The 21,974-nt window shown below is 56.9% G+C and carries 12 protein-coding genes; 7 read left to right on the top strand and 5 right to left on the bottom strand.

Features of this window, described 5'->3' with window-relative positions; translation table 11 throughout:
* Positions 1-234: 234 nt before the first annotated feature.
* From rhaT to KK078_RS24550, 4 genes are all read left to right on the top strand, one after another.
* Positions 235-1,290 carry an L-rhamnose/proton symporter RhaT gene (gene rhaT, locus KK078_RS24535; RefSeq protein WP_254092975.1) on the top strand — a complete coding sequence of 352 codons (1,056 nt, stop codon included), beginning with the start codon at positions 235-237 and terminating at the stop codon, positions 1,288-1,290.
* A 72-nt stretch (positions 1,291-1,362) separates the two neighbouring features.
* The gene (locus tag KK078_RS24540) at positions 1,363-3,471 is read left to right on the top strand and encodes a bifunctional aldolase/short-chain dehydrogenase (protein ID WP_254092976.1); all 2,109 of its coding nucleotides are present in this window, start codon (positions 1,363-1,365) and stop codon (positions 3,469-3,471) included.
* A 3-nt stretch (positions 3,472-3,474) separates the two neighbouring features.
* Entirely contained in the window at positions 3,475-4,758 is a 1,284-nt protein-coding gene (locus tag KK078_RS24545) for a sugar isomerase (protein ID WP_254092977.1), read from the top strand.
* 10 nt (positions 4,759-4,768) lie between these two features.
* On the top strand, positions 4,769-6,181 hold the full coding sequence (locus KK078_RS24550; protein ID WP_254092978.1) for an FGGY-family carbohydrate kinase: 1,413 nt from the start codon (positions 4,769-4,771) through the stop codon (positions 6,179-6,181).
* On the opposite strand, the gene KK078_RS24555 is transcribed toward KK078_RS24550, so the two are convergent.
* Entirely contained in the window at positions 6,120-10,145 is a 4,026-nt protein-coding gene (locus KK078_RS24555; protein ID WP_254092979.1) for a hybrid sensor histidine kinase/response regulator, read from the bottom strand. The two genes, KK078_RS24550 and KK078_RS24555, sit on opposite strands and share 62 nt — an antisense overlap.
* Positions 10,146-10,655: 510 nt before the next feature.
* Positions 10,656-12,773, bottom strand: coding sequence for a hypothetical protein (locus KK078_RS24560; RefSeq protein ID WP_254092980.1), 2,118 nt, complete (start codon positions 12,771-12,773; stop codon positions 10,656-10,658).
* 145 nt (positions 12,774-12,918) lie between these two features.
* Between KK078_RS24560 and KK078_RS24565 the strand changes: the two genes are divergently transcribed.
* The 3 genes from KK078_RS24565 to KK078_RS24575 all read left to right on the top strand — a co-directional run bounded on the left by KK078_RS24565 (position 12,919) and on the right by KK078_RS24575 (position 19,500).
* Complete coding sequence (locus tag KK078_RS24565; RefSeq protein WP_254092981.1) at positions 12,919-14,058, top strand: glycoside hydrolase family 88/105 protein; 1,140 nt, start codon at positions 12,919-12,921, stop codon at positions 14,056-14,058.
* 317 nt (positions 14,059-14,375) lie between these two features.
* The gene (locus KK078_RS24570) at positions 14,376-17,603 is read left to right on the top strand and encodes a SusC/RagA family TonB-linked outer membrane protein (protein WP_254092982.1); all 3,228 of its coding nucleotides are present in this window, start codon (positions 14,376-14,378) and stop codon (positions 17,601-17,603) included.
* A gap of 22 nt (positions 17,604-17,625) precedes the next feature.
* Entirely contained in the window at positions 17,626-19,500 is a 1,875-nt protein-coding gene (locus tag KK078_RS24575) for a RagB/SusD family nutrient uptake outer membrane protein (protein WP_254092983.1), read from the top strand.
* Positions 19,501-19,554: 54 nt separating this feature from the next.
* On the opposite strand, the gene KK078_RS24580 is transcribed toward KK078_RS24575, so the two are convergent.
* The 3 genes from KK078_RS24580 to KK078_RS24590 form a co-directional block, all read right to left on the bottom strand.
* Positions 19,555-20,175, bottom strand: coding sequence for a hypothetical protein (locus KK078_RS24580; RefSeq protein ID WP_254092984.1), 621 nt, complete (start codon positions 20,173-20,175; stop codon positions 19,555-19,557).
* A gap of 5 nt (positions 20,176-20,180) precedes the next feature.
* Complete coding sequence (locus KK078_RS24585) at positions 20,181-20,654, bottom strand: hypothetical protein (RefSeq protein WP_254092985.1); 474 nt, start codon at positions 20,652-20,654, stop codon at positions 20,181-20,183.
* A gap of 341 nt (positions 20,655-20,995) precedes the next feature.
* On the bottom strand, positions 20,996-21,910 hold the full coding sequence (locus KK078_RS24590) for a leucine-rich repeat domain-containing protein (protein WP_254092986.1): 915 nt from the start codon (positions 21,908-21,910) through the stop codon (positions 20,996-20,998).
* Positions 21,911-21,974: the final 64 nt, after the last annotated feature.

Consider the following 21,974-nt stretch of genomic DNA (forward strand, 5'->3'; position numbering starts at 1 on the left):
CTTGTCTACCCCCGCCCGGACCTAACAACCCCGGGGGGGGGGGCCCCCCCCCCAACAGAGCCGCGGCGGCGGCCGCTCGTTTTGGGGTGCGCCGGGGCCTGCCCCATCCCCCCCCCGGGGGGGCGCCCCCCCCACCGCCTTTCGCACACACACTTACGCCACCATGATGGTACATGACGGTACATGACGGTTATGCCTCCCTTCAAACATACCTTCGTCGAATAACCTTACGTTATGCAAGCAGTACTCGGCATCATCTTTCACTTCATCGGCGGCTTTGCCTCCGGCAGTTTTTACATCCCCTATAAAAAAGTACAACGCTGGTCCTGGGAAAGTTACTGGATCGTCGGCGGGTTCTTTTCCTGGCTGATCATCCCGCCCATCGCCGCCTGGCTGACGTTGCCCGGCTTCGCGGAGATCATCGGCCACACCTCCGCCACTACGCTGCGCTATACCATACTGTTCGGCGTCCTTTGGGGCATCGGCGGCCTCACCTATGGGCTAGGCGTACGCTACCTCGGCATGTCCCTGGGCAACTCCGTCGTCCTGGGCTTCTGCTCGGCCTTCGGTGCCCTGCTGCCGTCCATATACTATACCTTCGTGCCCACCGCCGGCAAAACCAGCTTCACCGAGATGCTGACCACGCCGTGGGGCCGCGTCGTCCTGGCCGGCGTCGCCCTCTGCCTGCTGGGCATCTATCTCTGCGGACGCGCCGGCATGTTGAAAGAACGCGAGATGCCCGCCGAAGCCAAACAACAAAGCGTCTCCGAGTTCAACCTCACGCGCGGCCTGCTGGTCGCCATCACCTCGGGCATCCTCAGCTCCTGTTTCAACTTCGGCATCGAAGCCGGCAAGCCCATGGCCGAAGAGGCCGTCGCCCTCGGCTACAACCCGCTTTACCAGAACAACGTGACCTATGTCGTCCTGCTCTGGGGCGGCCTGGCCACGAACCTCTTCTGGTGTATGATCCTGAACTTCCGCAACCGCTCCTTCGGCGACTATACCGACGGCGACACCCCCCTGCTGCGCAACTACTTCTTTTCGGCGCTCGCCGGAACGACCTGGTTCCTCCAGTTCTTCTTTTACGGCATGGGCGAAAGCAAGCTGGGCAACGGCGCCAGCTCGTGGATCCTGCACATGGCGTTTATTATACTGATCGCCAACCTGTGGGGCATCTGGCTGCGCGAGTGGCACGGCGTCAGCAAACGCACGAAGACGACCATCGTCGCCGGCATACTCGCCATCGTCCTGTCGGTGGTGGTGGTAGGCTTGGGCAATGCTATAAAATAACCACCCGGGTAAGCACAGGATGCCGCCTGCTCCGGCGGTCGGTAGCTTTACCCTACAAAGACTTGATGTACTATGGAAATTCTTGAAAAACCATTTCAATACGTTACCTACTCCTGGAACAAGGAAAAGGCCGCCGCCTGGCAGGGCGACGAAGTAGCGCTATTGATATACCGCTCCAACCTGTTGGGCGCCGACCTGCGCATCACCAACTACGGCGGCGGTAACACCAGCTGCAAGACCCTCGAAAAAGATCCGCTCACGCGCCGCGAAACTCCCGTCATGTGGGTGAAAGGATCCGGCGGCGACATCGGCACGCTGACCAAAAGCGGTCTGGCCGCCCTGTACCTCGACCGGCTGCACGCCCTGAAAGATATATACCGCGGCATCCAGCACGAAGACGAGATGGTAGAGCTCTTCAACCACTGCATCTACGACCTCAACTCCAAAGCGCCGTCCATCGACACGCCGCTGCATGCCTTCCTGCCGTTCAACCACATCGATCACTTACACCCCGACGCCGCCTTCGCCATCGCCGCGTCGAAAGACGGTAAGGAAATAACGCGGGCCCTATTCGACGGACAGATCGCCTGGGTACCCTGGCAACGCCCCGGCTTCGACCTCGGCCTGCAGCTGGCAAAAGCCCTCGCGGAAAACCCCGGCATCCGCGGCATCATGCTCGGCGGCCACGGCCTCTTTACGTGGGGCGATACCTCGTATGCCTGCTACCGCAACAGCCTGGAAGTAATTGAAAAGGCCTCCGACTACCTGCACGATAACTATGGTAAGAAGCGCGCCATCTTCGGCGGCGCCAAACTTACGGCGTTACCCGCGGAACAACGCCGGCAGCAAGCCGCCACGCTGGCCCCGATCCTCCGCGGCCTCGCCTCCAGTCACGCCCGCATGGTCGGCCACTTTACCGACGACGACAAAGTCCTCGAGTTCATCAACAGCCATGACCTGGGCACGCTGGCCCCGCTGGGCACCAGCTGCCCCGACCATTTCCTGCGCACCAAGATCCGTCCCCTGGTACTCGACCTGCCCCCGCACGCCGACCTCACCGACACGCCCGCGCTGCGCGAGACACTCACCAAAGGCTTTGAAGAATACCGGCAGTACTATACGCAGTACTACGAAAAACACAAACACCCCAACAGCCCCGCTATGCGCGACCCCAACCCGGTCATCATCCTGTGGCCCGGCGTGGGCATGTTCTCGTTCTCCAAAGACAAACAGACGGCGCGCGTCGCCAGCGAGTTCTACATCAACGCCATCAACGTCATGAAAGGCGCCGAGGCGATCTCGGAATATGTATCCCTCCCGTTGCAAGAGGCCTTCGACATCGAGTACTGGCTGCTCGAAGAAGCCAAGCTGCAGCGCATGCCCAAGGAGAAACCGCTGTCGCGGAAGATCGCGCTGGTCACCGGCGGCGCCGGCGGTATCGGACTGGCCATCGCGCGCAAACTCGCCGCCGAAGGTGCCTGTGTATTCCTGACCGATATACACGAAGGCAACCTCGCCCGCGCCGTGAACGATTTCTCCAAAGACGTCGCCGCCGGCGCGACGGCCGACGTCACCCAGGCAGGTTCGATCGCCCGGGCCCTGCGCCAGGCATGCCTGGCCTTCGGAGGGATCGATATACTGGTGAACTGTGCCGGACTGGCCATCTCCAAACCGCTGGAGCAAACCACCGAAAAAGACTGGGACCTCCTGCAGGATGTCATCGTCAAAGGGCAGTTCACGGTATCACAGCAAGGCGTGGAAATTCTGCGCGCCCAGGCACTGGGTGGCGACATCGTCAACATCGCCAGCAAGAACGCCCTGGTGTCGGGCCCCAACAACGTAGGCTACGGCACGGCCAAAGCCGCCCAGGTACACATGAGCCGCCTGCTGGCCGCCGAGCTGGGCAAGGACAAGATCCGCGTCAACATCGTTAATCCCGATGCCGTGATCGAAGGCAGCAAGATCTGGGAAGGCGAATGGGCCGCGGGCCGCGCCAAAGCGTATGGCATTACCGTGGACGAGCTGCCCGCCTACTACGCCAAACGCACCATCCTCAACGAGATCATCACCGTCAACGACATCGCCAACGGCGTGTTTGTCCTCGTCGGCGGACACCTCGGCAAAAGCACCGGAAACATCATCAACGTAGACGGCGGCGTAGCCCCCGCCTTTGTACGATAGCCTATGAAACTGGACGCACAACACCTCCAAGCGCATAATCAGCAGGCCGCGGCCGACCACCGCGCCGCCTTCGACTATACCGCCGCCCGCCTCACGCGGCACGGCCACGACGTACCCCGGCTCCTCGACAAGATCGCCGCGTTGCAGATCGCCATCCCCTCGTGGGCGCTGGGCACCGGCGGCACACGCTTCGGCCGCTTCTCCGGCGGCGGCGAGCCGCGCACCCTCGAAGAGAAGATCGCCGACGTCGGCCTGCTCCACGCCATCAACCGCGGCAGCGGCGCCATCTCCCTGCACATCCCCTGGGATATCCCCCAGGATGCCGCCGCCATCCGCGCCCTCGCACAGTCGTACGACCTCGTGTTCGACGCCGTCAACTCCAATACCTTTCAGGACCAGCCCGACCAGGCGCTGTCCTATAAGTTCGGATCGCTCTCGCACAGCGACAAAGCCTATCGCCGGCTGGCCGTCCAGCACAACATCGACGTGATCCGCCACGGCGAAGGCCTCGGCTCCAGGGCCCTCACGGTATGGCTGTCCGACGGCTCGTGCTTTCCCGGCCAGCAGAACTTCCGCAAGGCCTTCCAGCGCACGCTGGAATCCTTACAGGAGATCTATACCGCCCTGCCCGCCGACTGGAAGGTGCTGATCGAATACAAACCCTACGAGCCCAACTTCTACTCCACGGTCATACAAGACTGGGGCACCTCGCACCTGCTGGCGGCCAAGCTGGGCAAGAAGGCGTATAGCCTCGTCGATCTGGGCCACCACCTGCCCAACACCAACATCGAGCAGATCGTCGCCACGCTCATGATGGAAGGCAAGCTCGGCGGCTTTCACTTCAACGACTCCAAGTACGGCGACGACGACCTGACGGTGGGCAGCATCCGTCCGTACCAGCTCTTCCTCATCTTCAACGAGCTGGTCTACGGCATGGAAGATCCCGCCACGATCAACCCCACGCCCGCGTGGATGATCGACGCCAGCCACAATGTCAAAGACCCGTTGGAAGACCTGCTCCAATCGGTAGAAGCCATCCGCATCGCGTATACCCAGGCCCTCCTGGTGAACCGCGAAGAGCTCGAAGCCGCGCGCGAGAACAACGACGCCGCCCGTGCCCAGGAAATACTCCAGGACGCCTTCCGCACCGACGTACGATCCCTGGTGGCCGAAGCCCGGCAACGCCAGGGCGGCGCGCTGAATCCCATCGGCCTCTTCCGCCACCTCAACGTCCGCCGCCAGCTGGTACAGGAACGCGGCCTCAAAACCATTTCCACCGGACTCTAACCGTACCGTTATGCCCACACCCGTTACCGCCATCTTCGACATCGGGAAGACCAACAAAAAGTTCTTCCTCTTCGACGATAGCCTGCGCCAGCAGCACCGCGAATACCACAAGCTGCCTGCCGTCACCGACGACGACGGCTTCCCTTGTGACGACCTGCCCGGCCTCACCCGCTGGATCCGCGACACCGTCGCCCGCACCCTGGCCGACGACCGCTATACGGTAAAATACCTGAACTTCTCCACCTACGGCGCCACCCTCGTGCACCTCGACGCCGACGGCCACCCCGTCACGCCGCTATATAATTACCTCAAGCCCATCCCCGACGACGTCGTCCGCGAATTCTTCCGCCGCTACCCCGAAGCCGACAACAACACCGAAACAGCATCGCCCGCGTTAGGCATGCTCAACGCCGGCCTGCAGCTCTACTGGCTCAAGACATGCAAGCCCGCCGTCTTCGCCCGCATCCGCCATACCTTGCACTTCCCGCAGTATTTGTCTTACCTCTTCACCGGCATGCTGGCCAGCGAGCCGACCTCCATCGGTTGCCATACACGCCTGTGGGACTACCACCACCGCCGCTACCACCGCTGGCTCTACGAAGAACAGCTCGACCACCTGTTCCCCGCCGTCGTCCCCACAACGCACACCTTCCCGGCAACCCTGCACGGCCACGCCGTCACGGTCGGCATCGGCATCCACGACAGCTCCTCTGCACTGGCCGCCTACATGCTGCGCACGCAAGACCCCTTTGCTCTGATCTCCACCGGCACCTGGAGCATCACCCTCAACCCCTTTACCCGCGAGCCCCTCACCGCCCATGAGCTCAGCCGCGACTGTCTCCACTACATGACCATCCACGGTGCCCCCGTCAAAGCCTCGCGCCTCTTCCTCGGCCACGAGCTCGACCACCAGCTCAAACGCCTGAATACCGTATTCGGCAAAGCGCCCCAGTACTACAAACAAATACCCTTTATCCCCGCGTTGATCAATCCCGACGCCCCCGACACCAACACCTTCTACCCCGAAACCCTCAACAACCCCGCGCTCGTCGGCGACGTCTTCAAACAAGACCAGTGGTCACCCGCGCGCTACAGCACCTTCGAGGAAGCCTACCACCAGGTCATCTGGGGCTTAGCCCGCCTCCAGGTCGCCTCGCTCCGCCTGGCCCTCGGCAACAGCCCCGTCCGTAAACTCTACCTCGACGGCGGCTTCGTCAGCAACACCGCTTTCCTGGACCTGCTACGATCACTCCTCCCGGAATACACCCTCGAAGTTTCCCAACGCCCCCTCGGCTCCGCCCAGGGCGCCGCCCTCATCGTCCGCAACCAGGACCACGCCCGCCTAACCGGTATGGCCGCTGCTACTTCCGACGCGTCTGCGCCCATCGCTCGAGAGTCCCTACAAGCTGATCCAGGTTTATAGGCTTGCTCACATAATCATCCATCCCCGCCTGCAAACACATTTCACGGTCACCCTGCATGGCATTGGCGGTCATAGCAATGATCAACGGTTGTATTCCCGAAAGTGCACGGATCCTTTGCGTCGCCTCCAGGCCGTCCATTTCCGGCATTTGGATATCCATGAAAATCAAATCGTACTCCGCTTTACCAAACGCCTCGATCACCTCTTTTCCGTTTGACACAACATCTGCCTGATAACCCAGTTTAGACAATACCCGCGTGGTAAGCTTCTGATTGATCGGATTATCGTCCGCGACAAGGATCTGCAACGGGTGTTGTCTGGCAAAATCGCCATCGAGCTTCTGGCTTGTCCTTTTGCCGGATATAGATGTATCGTATTTATGCAAACCGATAAGGATGCTCTTGGAAAGCACGCTCTGCTTCACAGGCTTACTTAATACAACAGAGAAAATGCCATGGTATTTTTCATTTCGCTCATCGCCCATGGAAGTCATCAGAATGACAGGGAGGTCGGGATATAGCGCGTGGATGGACCTGCCAAGCCCGAGACCATCCGTTTCATGCATCTGCATATCGGTCAGCACCAGGTCGAAACCCGGGCTTTGCGATAAGATCTCCAATGCATCCTTCGCAGAAGACGCTAACGTGGGTGTAAGCTTCCAGTGTTCCAGCTGGTTCTTCAGTATAAAACGATTGGTCCGATTGTCATCGACAACCAGGACTTTTTTCCCTTCGACACTTTCCATATCCAAGGGAACATGGGTTTGTGACGGCCGTCCACTGAGCTTTGTCGACAAGGTAAAAAAGAATGTAGTGCCTTGCCCCACCGTGCTTTCTATCCATATTTTGCCACCCATCAATTCGACGAGCTTCTCGGTAATGGCCAGTCCCAACCCGGTGCCGCCGTATTTACGGGTGGTGGAAGCGTCAACTTGCGAAAAGGCTTTAAACAGGCGGTTTAATTTATCCTCCGGTATTCCTATTCCGGTATCGCGTACTTCGAATCGCAGCGTTAGCAGCGCGTCCTCTCTTTTGTGCAGATGAACACCTAAAAAGATCTCCCCCTCGTGTGTAAATTTGATAGCATTGCCCACGAGGTTCAGCAGCACCTGGCGGAGCCGCAGGCTGTCGCCGATGATCTGGTCGGGCACATCGGTATCCATCTGGTAGATCAGATCTAATCCTATTGCAGACGCTTTTCCGGCGAACATATCCAGCACCTCTTCGATACACGTGTGCAGATCGAAATCCTTTTCTTCCAGCTCCATGTTGCCGGATTCTATCTTCGAAAAGTCGAGGATATCGTTGATCACGCCGAGCAGATTTTCACCCGAGCTTTGAATGATCGAAGTATATTCCCGTTGCTCGAGTGTAAGGGAGGTTTCTGCCATCAATGAAGCCATCCCGATGACACCGTTCATGGGGGTGCGGATCTCATGGCTCATGGTGGCAAGAAAGATACTTTTGGCATGATTGGCTTTTTCGGCTTCCTGGCGCGCGGCTTCTGCCTCCTCATGTTTATCGATGATCTCCTTCTTCTGCAGCTGAAGTACTTCATTCATGCTTTTAAGAGACTCCGTTTGCGCCTGAAGCTTGCTATTGAGCGTCTGCATATTCCGGGCTTGCTCCACCAGCGCCTCTTTTTGTTCCATGACCTCCGCCGTCCGTTGTTTTACCTGCGTGTCAAGCGCTGCCTTTTGCGTCGTGATCACCTTCAGCCGTATCCGGAAGAACAGGAGAACAGCGCCCGTGATCGCAAGCCCCACCAGCGTTCTAAACCACCATGTAAGCCAAAATGGCGGCGGAATAAGGATGCGGACCGAGGTACCCTGCTCATTCCAGAAGCCATCGTTGTTGGATGCCTTTACCTTGAATACATATTCGCCGGGATTGAGGTTGGTATAGGTGGCCGAATTTTGCGTGCCGGCATAGATCCACTCTTTATCAAAGCCTTCCATCTTATAGGCGTATTGATTCTTCTCCGGACTTATATAGCTCAGGGCCGCAAACTCAAAAGAAAACACCGAGTGTTCATACGAAAGCGTGATCTCCTTCACCACACAGATATGCTTTTTTAAAGGGGAATCCTCACCGATCTCTACCGGCTTATTGAATAGCTGAAACCCGGTAACATAGACCGGGGGAATGTCACGATTGTCTTTAACGCTATCCGGATGAAAAAAATTGAATCCATTGTTTCCGCCGAATATCATTTTACCGTCTCTGGTTTTAAGCGCTGCATTGGGAATGAACTCATTTCCTTGCAAGCCATCGTTGGCCTGGTAGTTCCTTACCTTATTCGATCTGTAATTGAATTTGAATATTCCTTCCAAGGTGCCTATCCAAAGGTTGGCATGGTCGTCTTCGATAATGGATTGGATGGCGTTGTTGGGAAATCCGTTCCGGGTAGTGAACACCCGGGCGGTAGCCGTTTTGGGGTCGAACAGGTTCAGACCGTTCAGCGTGCCGACCCAAAGGTTACCGGCGCGATCTTCAAAGATGGAGAGGATGTTGTTATTGCTCAGACTTCCCGGTTTATCCGTACTGTAAAACCGGGTAAAGCTATTGCTGGCGGGGTCATATAAATTCAGACCATTGTCCGTTCCGATCCATAGGTTTTTCTTTTTATCCTCGTAGATGGCGGTGACCACATTGCTGCTTAAGCTTTTGTCATTGCCTGCGTCAAATTTATATTGCGTAAACAGGCCGCTCGCTCTGTCCATCAGGTTAAGACCGCCAACATGGGTACCGATCCATAGATTCCCCTTACTATCTTCAAAAATATCCCAGGCGTTGTCATGACTCAAACTGCTGTTATCGTTGGGATTATGTTTATAGTGGGTGAATTTATTATTCTTCCTGTCATACCTACTGACGCCCTGGAGGTACGTGCTGATCCAGATATTTTCCTGACGATCTTCATACACGCAGATGATCACGTCGCTGCTGAGGGAATTCGGATCTTTCGGATCATGTCTCAGGTACGTAAATGTATTCTTTGCGGGGTCGAACAGGTTCAAGCCGCCACCGTCTGTGGCTATCCATATTTTCCCATCCTTGTCTTCACAAAAACCTTTAATGTTATTATGGCTCAGACCGGCAGCACAAGGTTCCTGCTGGTAGTGCTCGAATTTTTCCAACCGTGGATTACAATAATTGATCCCCCCCCGGTGCACGCCGAACCACAATGTGCCCGTACGGTCTTCGTAGATCGCCGAAACCGTATTGTTGCTGAGACTGTTCCTGTTTGCAACGTCGTGCGCATAGGTTACAAAAGTCCGCGTGCGCGGGTCAAAAAGATTCAGCCCCCTGTTTTCCGTTCCGATCCATATATGGCCTTTACGATCCCGGTACATGGAATATACCATATCGGCACTGATACTTTCCGGGCGACGAAAATCGTGTGTGTAGGCCGCGGTAAAAGCTTCCTTGTCCCGGTCAAACAGGAGCAGTCCATTACCCCACGTGGCGATCCACAAATTCCCGTAATGGTCTTCCACGATGGAAGAGATCCGGACTTGCTCGTAGTGCTTGGACTTCTTTTCCCGCCGGTCAAAACGATACAGACCCTGCGCGCGTGTTCCTATCCAGAGGTTACCCTGGGTGTCTTCGTACAGGCACGTCGTCGGAATGTCGGTGAGATGTTCGATCTTGCGCTCCTTGTTCAAAACGTAGAGCCCTTCTGCGGTACCGATCCAAAGGTCGTTATGGCTGTCTTCCAGAAAGGTATAGACCAGGCTTTCCGGGTGGTCGGGGTCCAGGCGAAACCTCGTGAAGGTGTCCATCTCCCGGTTATATAGATTAAGCCCCCCGCGCGTTCCGATCCACAGATTTTTATCTTTGTCTTCAAAGATCGCCGTGACCATGTTATGACTCAGGCTGCTGGAGTCCCCGGCGTCATTTTTATAAACGGTTATTTTTTCACCATCGTATTTATTGAGACCATTGTTCGTCCCAAACCACATAAACCCCTTGTGGTCCTGACCAATACATATACCGTGATTTTGTGATAGCCCCTGTTCGCTGGTAATGTGATGAAAAACCAGTCGCTGATTTTGTCCACAGACATCAAAAAAGAGAAATGCACTTAAGACTACAAGAAGGGTCTTTCTTTTCATCCAATACACCGTTAAAAAAATACGCTGTCTATAAAAGATAACCTAACGAAGCCAAAGTTGCGCGTCGATCTCCGTCGTGTGGATCCGTCTCGGTACAGTCGTTTAAACGCCTTGCCTCAACCAAAAAAGCGCTGCCCACCTCGTCTGTCGCTACATAAGAAAGATAAGACCTCCTGTTCAAAATAAGAATAGCCGACACCATTTTTTACGCTTAAAAAACGTCACTCCCGATGACAGCCATGCCGTTGAAACCGCATACGTCGTATCCAAGCACGATGATAACACGAGCATTTTAGAATAGTACATCCAACACTATTAAGGCAATCCGTCCACGGACTGTTTCGCACACACACTGTTTTATGGCATGCGTCGTAGCCCCTCCCACCGCACATTCCATTTCCCATCCTGGGGAAATCCCGGTGCGTCGCCTGGCTCCCCATCCCACCCGGCGGCCATCATCGCGACGGCAGCCAGCAAGCCACCGTTGCCGGGCAGGTACAGACGCAGGCGTTTGTCCTGGTAGTTGTGGCCGTTTGCCAGGTACGTATTCTTGGGTACATCCATGAGCAGTGCCCGAAGCGCATCGTCCGGGCGATGCAGGCGCGCGGCGGTCATCGCCATCATAGGGTAATCCCAGCCCCAGGTCGTGTCCCACTGCCACCGCCGGAGTATATTTTCAAACGTACGGCCCATCACCGCGGTATCCATGCGCGCGTTGCCGGGTAACATCCCGAATGCGCCCAGTACAGCCGGGTGATCGCGCCGGTATTGATCGTCGGTATACGCAGTCGGCGTCGTGGCGTTCGGCAGGTAGAGCCCATCGCGGATGGTCAGCGGCGCGAGGTCTTTCAACACGGCTGCCCACAACATATCGGGTGGCAGCCCAAGCCGTTCACGCCACGCCTGCGCTACTGTCAGGCCATAGTGCCAGTACTGCAGCTCATAAGCAGGATCGTCGGTCTCCGCTGCTGGAAAGATCTCCTGCGCGGGGATCAACGGGTGGCATAGATGATAGGCCCCGTCACGGCGCCGGGCAAACGACGCCATGAAATCGGCTGTCTGGAAAACGATGTCCCGGTACCGCAGCAGCGTAGTGTCATCCGGCCGCAGGCGATACGCCAGCTCCGCCAGGTAAAGGGGGTGCGGCTGTTGCCAGAGTATAAAGGCGCCCACGCCCGAGGGGCTTTCGCGGCCCGCGGGGTCGGTCATCTTTTGCCAGCGTGCGCCGCGGTATCCCTGCCAGCGGGCCGTGGTCTGTGCAGCGGGCATCGCGACATTATACCACGCCAGGCTCTTCTCCATCAACGCAGGCCGCCCCCACAGCGCAAAGTGCGTGGCGTGCCACCAATGCATCTCCAAATGGAACTTGCCATACCAGCTGTTCATGGTCAGCCCCGTCTCCTGCGGCGGCAGCGAGCCGGCGCATTGTATACGTGTGAGGTATTGCGAGAGCACCACGCGTCGTTCCAGTTCCCGGGCACGCGGATCGGTGCAGGCGGAAAAGTCTACTGCGGCGCCCTGTGTCCAAAAATCCCTCCAGCCTTGCACGCTGCGTTGCTGCGTGTCGGTAAACCGAAGGCCCCGTGTGGGTTTCTCCTTCGTAAAGGCTACGGCAAAGTCGAGCATCCGTCCCTGTGAAGGGATCAGTTCAACGTGATGCGGGGCGCCGGATGTTATTCGCGCGGGAGTCGTCCAGTCGACGCGCGTATAGTACACCGTGGTGTCGAGCGTGCGACGGATCAGCGCATGGCGGTCGCTGTGCTCCTGCAGGTCGGAACGGTGTTTGCCCGGTTCGTCCCAATTGTCGCCGGAGCAAACGTGGCATGTTTGCCCATACGGAAAGTCGAGCGTTACCCGGAGCCGCTGCTGTTCGACCAGGGACGACTCGATGCGCACCGCGATGCCGTCGGTCTCCGGGTCGCCGTAGAGCAACACCCGCACGGGAACATCGTCCAGGGTATAAATACTTTCAATCTCGCCGGTCCAGAGGTCCAGCTCCTGGTGAACGTCCTTCAGCGCCGTCAGCGGCGCGGGAGTACCGTCTGCCTGCAACAGCACCAGTCCGACGCGCCCCAGGTGCAGGCGGTGTGGATTTGCGCGCAGGGATTCCGTTGCTTCCCCGGCGCGCCCGTCCCGTTGTTGGACGGCATACGGTGCTTCCGTTCCATCGCACGATGAATAGACGCGCGCTACATCCTGCAAGCTATAGCGGCCGGAGCCGGGCATGCTGTGCCAGCCCCACTGCGCTTGCGTGCCCAGCGGAATTCCCAGCGCATATGCTTCCGGAAAGCTCTGCAGTCCGCTGACGTCGACGGTAAACGCAAACTCGCCGTTACCGACAGACAACGCGCCCAATGTATCAGGCGCTGTCAACACTACATTGTGTCGTGTAACGAGCGCGAACCGGTCGATGGCGGCAGGCGATTGAACAGAACAGGCCGTGCTCCACAAAAGCACCACAACAAAACAGGGCATACACCGCAAAAGGGATAACAGCATGGTAAAAAAGTATTAGTCTCTGAAAATCCGGAAAGGGGAATATAAAAATAAAATCGGTAAATAGTACCGAACAGGATACTACGTGAAAGTTGCCGCAGGTGCAACCGCTACTTTAAACGACATGAAACGTTTATATATCCTCTTGCTCGTGACCGGCCTGGGCTGGATCACCGCGTTGCCGGCACAGGCCCAACAAAAGCTTCCCGCACCGCAGAAGACGCTCGACGCGCTGCGCAGTACCAACCGTTACTTCATGGACAAGTGGCCCGACGTCGGACTGCGCATCGTGCACGAAAAGTCGCGCGCCAGCAACATCTGGACGCGCGGCGTATACTACGAAGGTCTCATGGCCCTGTACAAGATCGACCCGCAACCCGCATACCTCGACTATGCCACGCGCTGGGCCGACTTCCACCAATGGGACCTGCGCGACGGCGAGACCTATACCCGCAACGCCGACAATCAATGCGCCGGGCAGACCTACATCGATCTGTACCTGCTCGACCGGAAGCCCGCGCGCATCGAAAAGATCAAAGCGTCCATCGACAGCATGCTGCGCACGGACAAGATCGACGATTGGAATTGGATCGACGCCGTCCAGATGGCCATGCCCGTGTTCGCACAGCTCGGCGTGCTCTACCAGGATCCAGCCTACTGGGAACGCGCCCACACCATGTATATGTATACCCGCAACCGTCACGGCGATCACGGACTTTTCAATCCGCAGGACAACCTGTGGTGGCGCGACAAGGATTTCGACCCGCCCTACCAGGAACCAAACGGACAGGACTGTTATTGGGCGCGCGGCAACGGCTGGGTCGTGGCGGCACTGGTGCGCGTACTGAGCATACTACCGGCGGATGCACCGCATCGCGGGCAATATGAAGATGATCTCAGGGCGATGCTGGCAGCCCTGGTTCCGCTGCAACGCACGGACGGCTTCTGGAATGTGAGCTTGCACGATCCTGCGCACTTTGGCGGGAAGGAAACGACGGGCACGTCGCTGTTTGTCTACGGTATGGCGTGGGCGATGAATCATAAACTGGTGAATGAAAAGAAGTATCGGCCGGTGGTTACGCGTGCGTGGAATGCATTATTACAAGACGCCGTGAGACCCAACGGTTTTTTGGGATATGTGCAGGGAACGGGGAAGGAGCCAAAAGATAGTCAGCCGGTGACGCAGGACTCGGTACCGAATTTTGAGGACTTTGGATTGGGATGTTTTTTGCTGGCGGGGAGCGAGGTGTATAGCATGAAGTGATCGAACAGATCGTTGTATGTGCAAGACCCGAAACCGTTCGGGTCTTTTTTTATTCTCACCCGTCTGTGCACATACTGTGCAACATTCTGCGCAATTTCTGCGCAACAAGTTTACAGGATATACACATCGTATTTTTAAAAATCATCCGGATGTATCCGGTCTGTACGGGCACTGGTACCGACATGCGGCGCGGCTTCGCAAACGGTATGGTGCAGGACAGTTACTATTACTTGTACGAAGTACCTTTAATATACACGGATGCTTAACCCCGTTCGTGCGCAGGAACTTTATACCAACAGTAACCTAAACTTTGCCGTATGTATCAATCTTTTTACCCCAGGCGACAGCGGAACATCACGCCGCTGTTCGCGCTATTGACACTGTTTATTATAGCCATTCCCTATACCAATGCTGCTGCGCAACAACGCATTATTACCGGACGCGTTACCTCGCAGGATGACAACCAACCCTTTCCCGGCGCGAGTGTCGTCGTCAAAGGCACGACGCTCGGCACGGTGACCGACACCGACGGTAACTACTCTCTTGAAGTCCCGTCGGCAGAATCGGTACTCGTCGTCAGTGCCATCGGTTATGCCACACAGGAAGTGATCGCAGGCAAACATACCACGCTCGACATCGCGCTTGCCACAGACCTTACCTCTCTTTCGGAAGTGATCGTCGTGGGATATGGTACCGTCAGGAAGAGCGATATTACCGGGTCGCTGGCGCGCGTGACCTCCGACCAGGTCATGGCCATGCCGGTACAAAATACGTTGCAGGCGCTGCAAGGCCGCGCCGCGGGTATCGACGTGACGTCTGCCGGCCGGCCGGGTGAGTTCGGGGTGATCCGCATCCGTGGCAACCGCTCGCTGCTGGCGACCAACGCACCGCTCTACGTCGTAGACGGCATCCCGATCCAGAACGGCAACGATCCGATCAAGACGGGCGGCAGCATCGATATGATCAACCCCAACGACATCGAATCTGTCGAAGTATTGAAAGATGCTTCGGCGTCCGCCATCTATGGGTCGCGCGCCGCCAACGGCGTGGTGCTCATTACCACGAAGAAAGGCAAGCCTGGTAAAACACAGATCAGCTATGCGGGCTCGGTATATGTGGAAAAGATCGACAACCGGCAGGACATGTTCAGCGCATCGGAGTATGCCGACTACCGCCGCAACGCCTACCGCGCGGCGACCGGCGCCAATCATTATACCACCCCCTACCCTAATCCGAAAGATGATAAACGCATCCTGGGCCAGGACCCCTTCGCCTGGGGAACCATCGCCGCCGGCTATACATGGGAAGATAAAGATGCGCTCCTGCCCGTCATGCGGCCCGCGACCGCCGAAGAGCAGGCCCGGTGGGGCGTGGACGAAGTACCGGTATACGATCCCAACAAGGTAAAGACAACCCCCTGGACAGACTACGTCGAACAAACGGGTGTCACGCAAGACCACAACGTGAGCGTGAGCATGGCGACCGATAAGATCAGAACATACTTTTCGGCCGGACTGCTGGATCAAAAAGGCACGAATGTGGGCCAGGACTATAAACGGTATTCCGCACGCCTCAACCTTGAGCTGAATGCCACACCGTGGCTGACGCTGGGCGCCAACCTCGCGGCCACCTACGGTCTTCAGAACTACGGGGTGTCTACCGGCGGATCGCGCGGTGCCAAAACGATCTATGCCTCGGCGCAAGGCATGCTGCCGTTTGCCGTGCCGTATGACACGGCCGGAAACTATATCTTCAACCCCGGCGCCAACCCCAACATCGTCAATCCCATCCGCGACGGCGAGCTGGTCATCAACGAACGGACGAGCCTGCGTCTGCTGGGCAGCCTCTTTGCCGAAGCCAAGCTTCTGGAAGGGTTGCGCTTTCGTGTGAACTTCGGCCCGGAATTCCGCAACTACCGCAACGGCGAATTCCAGGACAAGCTTTCGTCCATCCGTGGCGGCGGCTCTTCCTCATCTTCGCACTATGCCCGCTACCAACAGGACCAACAGATCTCCTGGACGCTGGAGAACCTGCTCTATTACGACAAGACCGTGGGCGACCACCGCCTCGGCGTGACGCTGCTGCAAAGCTCGTCGCTGTGGCGCCAGGAAAATTCAGACGTGGCAGCCAACAACATTCCCTATGGCAGCCAGCTGTGGTATAATATCGGCTCGACGGTTACGGCCGCCCCCTCGGGCTTTGGCTCCGGCTTTATGAAACGCACCATGATGTCGTATATGGCGCGCGTCAACTATACCTTGAAAGACAAATACCTGCTGACGGCTTCCGGACGGTGGGACGGCGCGTCGGCGCTGATGAATGGCGCCAGCCAGTGGGACTTTTTCCCGTCCGTGGCGCTGGCCTGGAAAATGACGGAAGAGCCCTTTCTGCAAGGTGCCCCGTGGATCACCGAGCTAAAGCCCCGTATCGGCTACGGCGCCACCGGCACGGCGTCGGTCGAGCCCTATACCACGGCGGGCGCGCTCCTGCGGCTACCCTATGTGTTCGGCGCGACGCCGGTAAACGCGTATGTGCCTTCCAACCCCAAGGGTGCCGCGGATGAGCAAGGCGCCATGCCGCCCGAAGACCTCCAATGGGAACGATCCACCACGGTGAACGTCGCCATTGACTTCGGTCTCTTCAACGACCGCGTGACCGGTTCCGTCGATGCCTACGTCACCCGCACCACCGACATCCTTATGCCGCAGACGCTCAACGCCGTGTCAGGGTATAAAAGCATCACGACCAACGTCGGCGAGACCGAGAACCGCGGCATCGAGCTGCTGATCAATACCGTCAATATAGACCTGCCGGGCTTTAAGTGGATCACCAATCTCACCTTCGGCCGCAACCGCGGCAAGATCGTCGAGTCGTACAACGGCAGGAACGACGACATCTCCAAGCTGTGGTTTATCGGCAAGCCGCTCCAGGTGTTCTACGATTACAGGAAGATCGGCATCTGGCAGGAAGCCGACGCAGAAGAAATGGCGAAGTTCAACGAGAAGGGAGCCTCGTATAAAGCGGGCGACATCCGCGTGGAAGACGTGAACAACGACTATCGGATCGACCCGAACTACGATCGCCAGATCGTCGGTACGACCACGCCGTTGTGGACGGGGGGTATCACCAACACGTTCACCTACAAACAGTGGGAACTGTCGGCATTCCTCTACGCCCGCTGGGGCACGACGTTTGAAGGCGGCGCCGTAGACATGCAGGGGTTGTATGCTTCGCGCCGGGTGGACTACTGGCGCCCCGACAACCCCACCAACGCATACCCGCGTGCAGACTTCAGCAACGGCGGTCAACCCATTCACTACAGTGCGATGAACTACCAGGACGGCTCGTTTGTCAAGCTGCGGTATGTATCGCTGGCGTATGTCGTTCCGCCGGCGGCCCTGCAGCGGCTGCGCCTCAGCAACGTACGTTTCTATGCGCAGATGCTGAATCCGTACCTGTACGCGCGCACGTCGTTCTATGACCCGGACGTCAGCTCGTCCATCTCTTCCCGCAGCTATGTCCTGGGGGTTAATCTGTCACTGTAACACCTGTTTAACGAAGATTATCATGAAACCTATAATATTTTATACCACGCTGGCGATCGGATTGTTCCTGGCATCCTGTTCCAACTTCCTGGAGGAAGAAATGGTGGCCACAGTCACCCAACAGCGGTACGATACACCCGAGGGCATCGACGAGCTTGTCAACGGCGGCTACGAGGCCCTGCGCTACAACTTCAACGACGAATGGTCGTACGTGCTGACCAACTACGGCACCGACGAGTTCACACACGGCCTCTCCTATGCCAGCGGCGCGTTCACCACGCAGGCCTATAACACCTACATCGCCACGCTCGCCCCGGCAGAGGGCTATATCGGGTCGTTCTTCGACAACATGTATGCGCAGATCAACATCTGCAACATCGGCATCAAAAAGATCCCGCAGGTACTGCCCCCGGGCGACCTGCAAAACACCCGCCTCGGCGAAGTATACTTTCTGCGGGGCTTTGCGTATTATAAATTGGTGACACAGTTCGGCGGTGTGCCGCGCAAGCTCACGCCTTCTGAAAAGCTAACGCTGGAATATACCCGCGCCACCGACGAAGAGATCTTTGCCGTCGTGATCGGCGACCTGCGCAAAAGTGTCGAACTGCTGCCGGCCGCCGTCACTCAAAACGGCCGCATAGCCCGATATGCCGCGCAACACTTCCTGGCCAAAGCCTACCTGACGCGCGCCAGCGAGCTCTACGCCGGCTTCTCGAAAGAGTCCGACCTCGACAGCGCGATCTACTATGCCGAAGAAGTGATCAACAACTCGTCGCGCAAGCTGGCCGCGGACTACAACGACATTTTTAAGTACACGGCTGTCAACGGTCCGAACGAGTCCAATGCAGAGATCATCCTGGCGGCGCAATTTGAAAATACGCAGACGGTGCTGGGCCGCTTCGGCAACCGTACGCACATGTACTTCCTGTCCGACTACCGCACCTACCCGGGCATGACCCGCGACCTGGTCAACGGCCGCGAGTTCAACCGCTTGCGACCAACCGACTACACGCTCGACATCTTCGACCGCCGGAACGACTCGCGTTTCTACAAAAGCTTCAAGACCGCCTACCTGGCCGGCTACGAACCGACGCTCCCCAAATGGACGACCACCGACGCACCCGATCCGTCGCTTGTCGGCAAGCTGAAGTTCAACCTGGGCGATACGTCGATCATCTATATTGCCAACAAACCCGGCGACACACGTTTCACGCCCGAGTACAAGCTCCACTCCCCGGCCCGGCTGCTGGTACGCTATAACAGCGACGGCACGACCGACTTCGGCAACCAGGTATTCCTGGCCCTGTCCAAATACCTGGACCCGTTCCGCGTCAGCTTCGGCGACGACAAGGGCACCCGCGACGGGATTCTGGCGCGCCTCTCCGAAACATACCTCATCGCCGCCGAAGCCTACGGCCGCCAGGGCGACTATACCACGGCCCTGCGATACGTCAACGACCTGCGTACCCGCGCCGCCTACAAAGCCGGCGAAACGCGCAGCCGCATATACTACCTGGCAGAACAAGTGCCGGCAGACGAAACGACCGGCACCGCAGCCGACCTGCAGGTAACGGAAGCTTCGTTCACCCCCGGCACGCCCGAAGCCACACGGGAACTTTACCCCACCGGCGTAGCGTCGAAGGAAGTTATGTTCGTGCACTTTATCCTGAATGAACGCGCACGCGAGCTGCTGGGCGAATTCCATCGTTGGGTAGACCTGGCCCGCACGAACACACTCGTTCTCCGCGCACGGGCGTTTAATGCGGACGCGAAAGACAATATAAAAGATTACCACATCCGACGCCCCATACCACAGTCATACCTGGATACGAACCAGAAGGGTGGCCGCCCGCTGACAGCGGAGGAAAAGGCTTTGGAGCAGAATGAAGGATACTAGCGAGGCAAAGGAGGCGGGGATCGTTGAGTTTTGTGGATGTTACACTTGCGTTAGCTAAACGTTGGGCGAGAGACGTTTTTTGCCTTGGAAACCCAAACGTTTTATGCTGGTTCGGTTGGAAAGATCTTTCCTGGTCAGTTGCAGCCCCAGATGCCTTGCCATGTCCGTATAGGCTTGTCGTAACGCAACGGCTGTAAAGCGGTGTTTGAAGTAAAGCCGCTTCAGTGCTTCGTTTCGGTCTGTCAGCAGCTGGTTCAGGTCAAGTAGTGCAACAACATGCAATGTTCCAATGATAGTCGAATGCGGGAAGATGGGAGCGAGTGCCTTTCGAAAGGCCCGATCGTCGGAGAGAATATACCGGGCACCGATCCGATGCTGTTGTGCAACCGCCTCGGCCTCGCCGGCGTCGATGCCGGATATCGTTTGTAGAATGGTTAATACAATGGCATCGTATTGTGTACACAGTGAATAGAAACCGGATCCGGGCTGCAGGCGATCTAAGATCCACAACCGATCGGGTTCTACGATACTCATTTTTTCATACTCAAGTCGCACCTCCATGGGCACATAAATGCCGTGGAACAGGGCTTTAAGATGACGAAAAACCTGAAAGTCCTTCAGGTAGGTCAAGTTCACTAGCACCGTGTTGTCAATAACTGCGGTATATTTTGGCATACGCGCTATTTCCGGTTGCTGCGTTTCTTGACTACTTTGACAGCCCTGGATTTTTTGGACGATGTGGTTGATTGAGGAGTACTGCGCTTCTCTGGTCTTTTCACAACGTATTGGACGTACTGAGGGCTGTCTTCGTGCACCATGGACAGCTGCTCTTCGGCAAAGCCTGGATAGTATGACAGCCGGGCTAATTTAAAAAGCCCCAACCCCGCCAGCAAAATGCCACCCAACTCCGTAAAGAGGTTCTTGCCCTTTTTTTGTGCAGGCATTGTTAAACTACTGGCGATTTTTTCAATGATTACACGGGGATCTGCCGTAAGATCTATGTAAACCTCGGTGCATAAGGCCGGCGGCAAGCTATCTTTGCCGACCTTCCGGTCGTAAATGACAACCACCCTGGAAGGATCTTTAAATTTTTGGGAAGCAATGAGAATCTCCTGCCGAACTACCGGGCTTACCGCCGACGTAGCGAACAGCATAAAATAGTCTGACATCCGGATTCTATAGGCTGTCTCTTCTCCAACACCTTTACCGGAAGCGCCCCGATCGGGCAATTACATCGTAAAGCCACTTACACCTCCAATCGTAAAAAGCCGTACCGCGAGGGTTTGTTCTATTTCTGATTGAGGATTATACGAAAGAAAAACTGTAGGTAACGCCATTTCTGATTCTAATTTTACACAACTCCCAAAAGTAAACGTTATTTCACTCGTTATCAAGCCTCCTTCCTACCCCAATCAGAATGTTTTATTCCCCTGAATAGAATATTTTATATCCTTACCATATTGCCCGTACCCCCCTCGACCCTGCCCCATCTGGCTTAAAAATATACTTCGCAGCCCGGCAATGCCTTCCGGATGCGCTCCTGTTCGGAGGGTCCAAACCTGTTATTTACAGCGATCAATGTCTTAAGGCTCTTCAGCTTTCCAATTTCCTTTGGTAAATATTCCAGTTTATTATCCGACAATACCAGCAGCTCCAGCGAGGCCAGCCCCGTAATTTCATCCGGGAGGCGGGTGAGTTTGTTGTGCGTGATGATCAGGGTCCTGAGCCGTCGCAAGCCTTTCAGGTCAGGGGGCAGCCGTTGCAGGTAGTTGTACTCGAGGTTGAGATGCTCCAGGCTTTTGCAGCGAGCCCAGGCGGGGTCGAATTCATTCAGCTGGTTGTAGCCCAGGTGGAGCTGTTGCAGGTGCTTGAGGTCGCGAAGCGTAGCGGGTACATGGCTCAGCTGATTGTGGGCTAATTCCAATACTTCCAATTGCCGGCACGAACCGATCGAGGGGGGAATTGAGGTCAGCGCGTTTAACGACAGGTGCAGAAAACGCAGCGCCTGCAGGCGACCGATCTCGTCGGGCACAACGGCGATGCTGTTGGCGGAGGCGTCGAGGCGTACCAGGTGGGGCAACGAGGCGATGCCCACCGGGATGGCTTTGATCTTGTTGTTGCGGATGTTTAATACCTCCAGACGCGTGAGCGCGAGGATATCTTCGTCCCAGATCTCGAAGTGATTGCGCATGACGTTGAGGAAACGCAGGTTGGAAAGGCGTGTAATATCGGCCGGCACAGAGAAGAGCGACTGGTCGCGCAGGTTCAGCTGCGTGGCGGCAGGATCCTGCGTCAGGGCATCGTGTACAGCATAATATACCGGCGCTTCCAGCGGGTTGGCATGCTGCGCCTGCGCGGTATGGGTATAGGCCGCGACGATCAGGAGGACGAGGAACAAGGACGTTTTCATGATACTTCGTTACAACGCAAAAGCGCCCGGGGTCTCCCCCGGACGCTCTGCCATTGCGTTACAC

Source organism: Dawidia soli (genome assembly GCF_018598185.1).
In the GTDB taxonomy this organism is placed as follows: domain Bacteria; phylum Bacteroidota; class Bacteroidia; order Cytophagales; family Cyclobacteriaceae; genus Ohtaekwangia; species Ohtaekwangia soli.

Bases quoted from the DNA above. Each gene is read 5' to 3' on its own strand.
- KK078_RS24580 (WP_254092984.1), bottom strand. From the start codon at position 20,175: ATGCCAAAATATACCGCAGTTATTGACAACACGGTGCTAGTGAACTTG.
- KK078_RS24545 (WP_254092977.1), top strand. From the start codon at position 3,475: ATGAAACTGGACGCACAACACCTCCAAGCGCATAATCAGCAGGCCGCG.
- KK078_RS24570 (WP_254092982.1), top strand. From the start codon at position 14,376: ATGTATCAATCTTTTTACCCCAGGCGACAGCGGAACATCACGCCGCTG.
- KK078_RS24565 (WP_254092981.1), top strand. From the start codon at position 12,919: ATGAAACGTTTATATATCCTCTTGCTCGTGACCGGCCTGGGCTGGATC.
- KK078_RS24575 (WP_254092983.1), top strand. From the start codon at position 17,626: ATGAAACCTATAATATTTTATACCACGCTGGCGATCGGATTGTTCCTG.
- KK078_RS24550 (WP_254092978.1), top strand. From the start codon at position 4,769: ATGCCCACACCCGTTACCGCCATCTTCGACATCGGGAAGACCAACAAA.
- KK078_RS24590 (WP_254092986.1), bottom strand. From the start codon at position 21,910: ATGAAAACGTCCTTGTTCCTCGTCCTCCTGATCGTCGCGGCCTATACC.
- KK078_RS24585 (WP_254092985.1), bottom strand. From the start codon at position 20,654: ATGCTGTTCGCTACGTCGGCGGTAAGCCCGGTAGTTCGGCAGGAGATT.
- KK078_RS24540 (WP_254092976.1), top strand. From the start codon at position 1,363: ATGGAAATTCTTGAAAAACCATTTCAATACGTTACCTACTCCTGGAAC.
- KK078_RS24560 (WP_254092980.1), bottom strand. From the start codon at position 12,773: ATGCCCTGTTTTGTTGTGGTGCTTTTGTGGAGCACGGCCTGTTCTGTT.
- KK078_RS24555 (WP_254092979.1), bottom strand. From the start codon at position 10,145: ATGTGGTTTGGGACGAACAATGGTCTCAATAAATACGATGGTGAAAAA.
- rhaT (WP_254092975.1), top strand. From the start codon at position 235: ATGCAAGCAGTACTCGGCATCATCTTTCACTTCATCGGCGGCTTTGCC.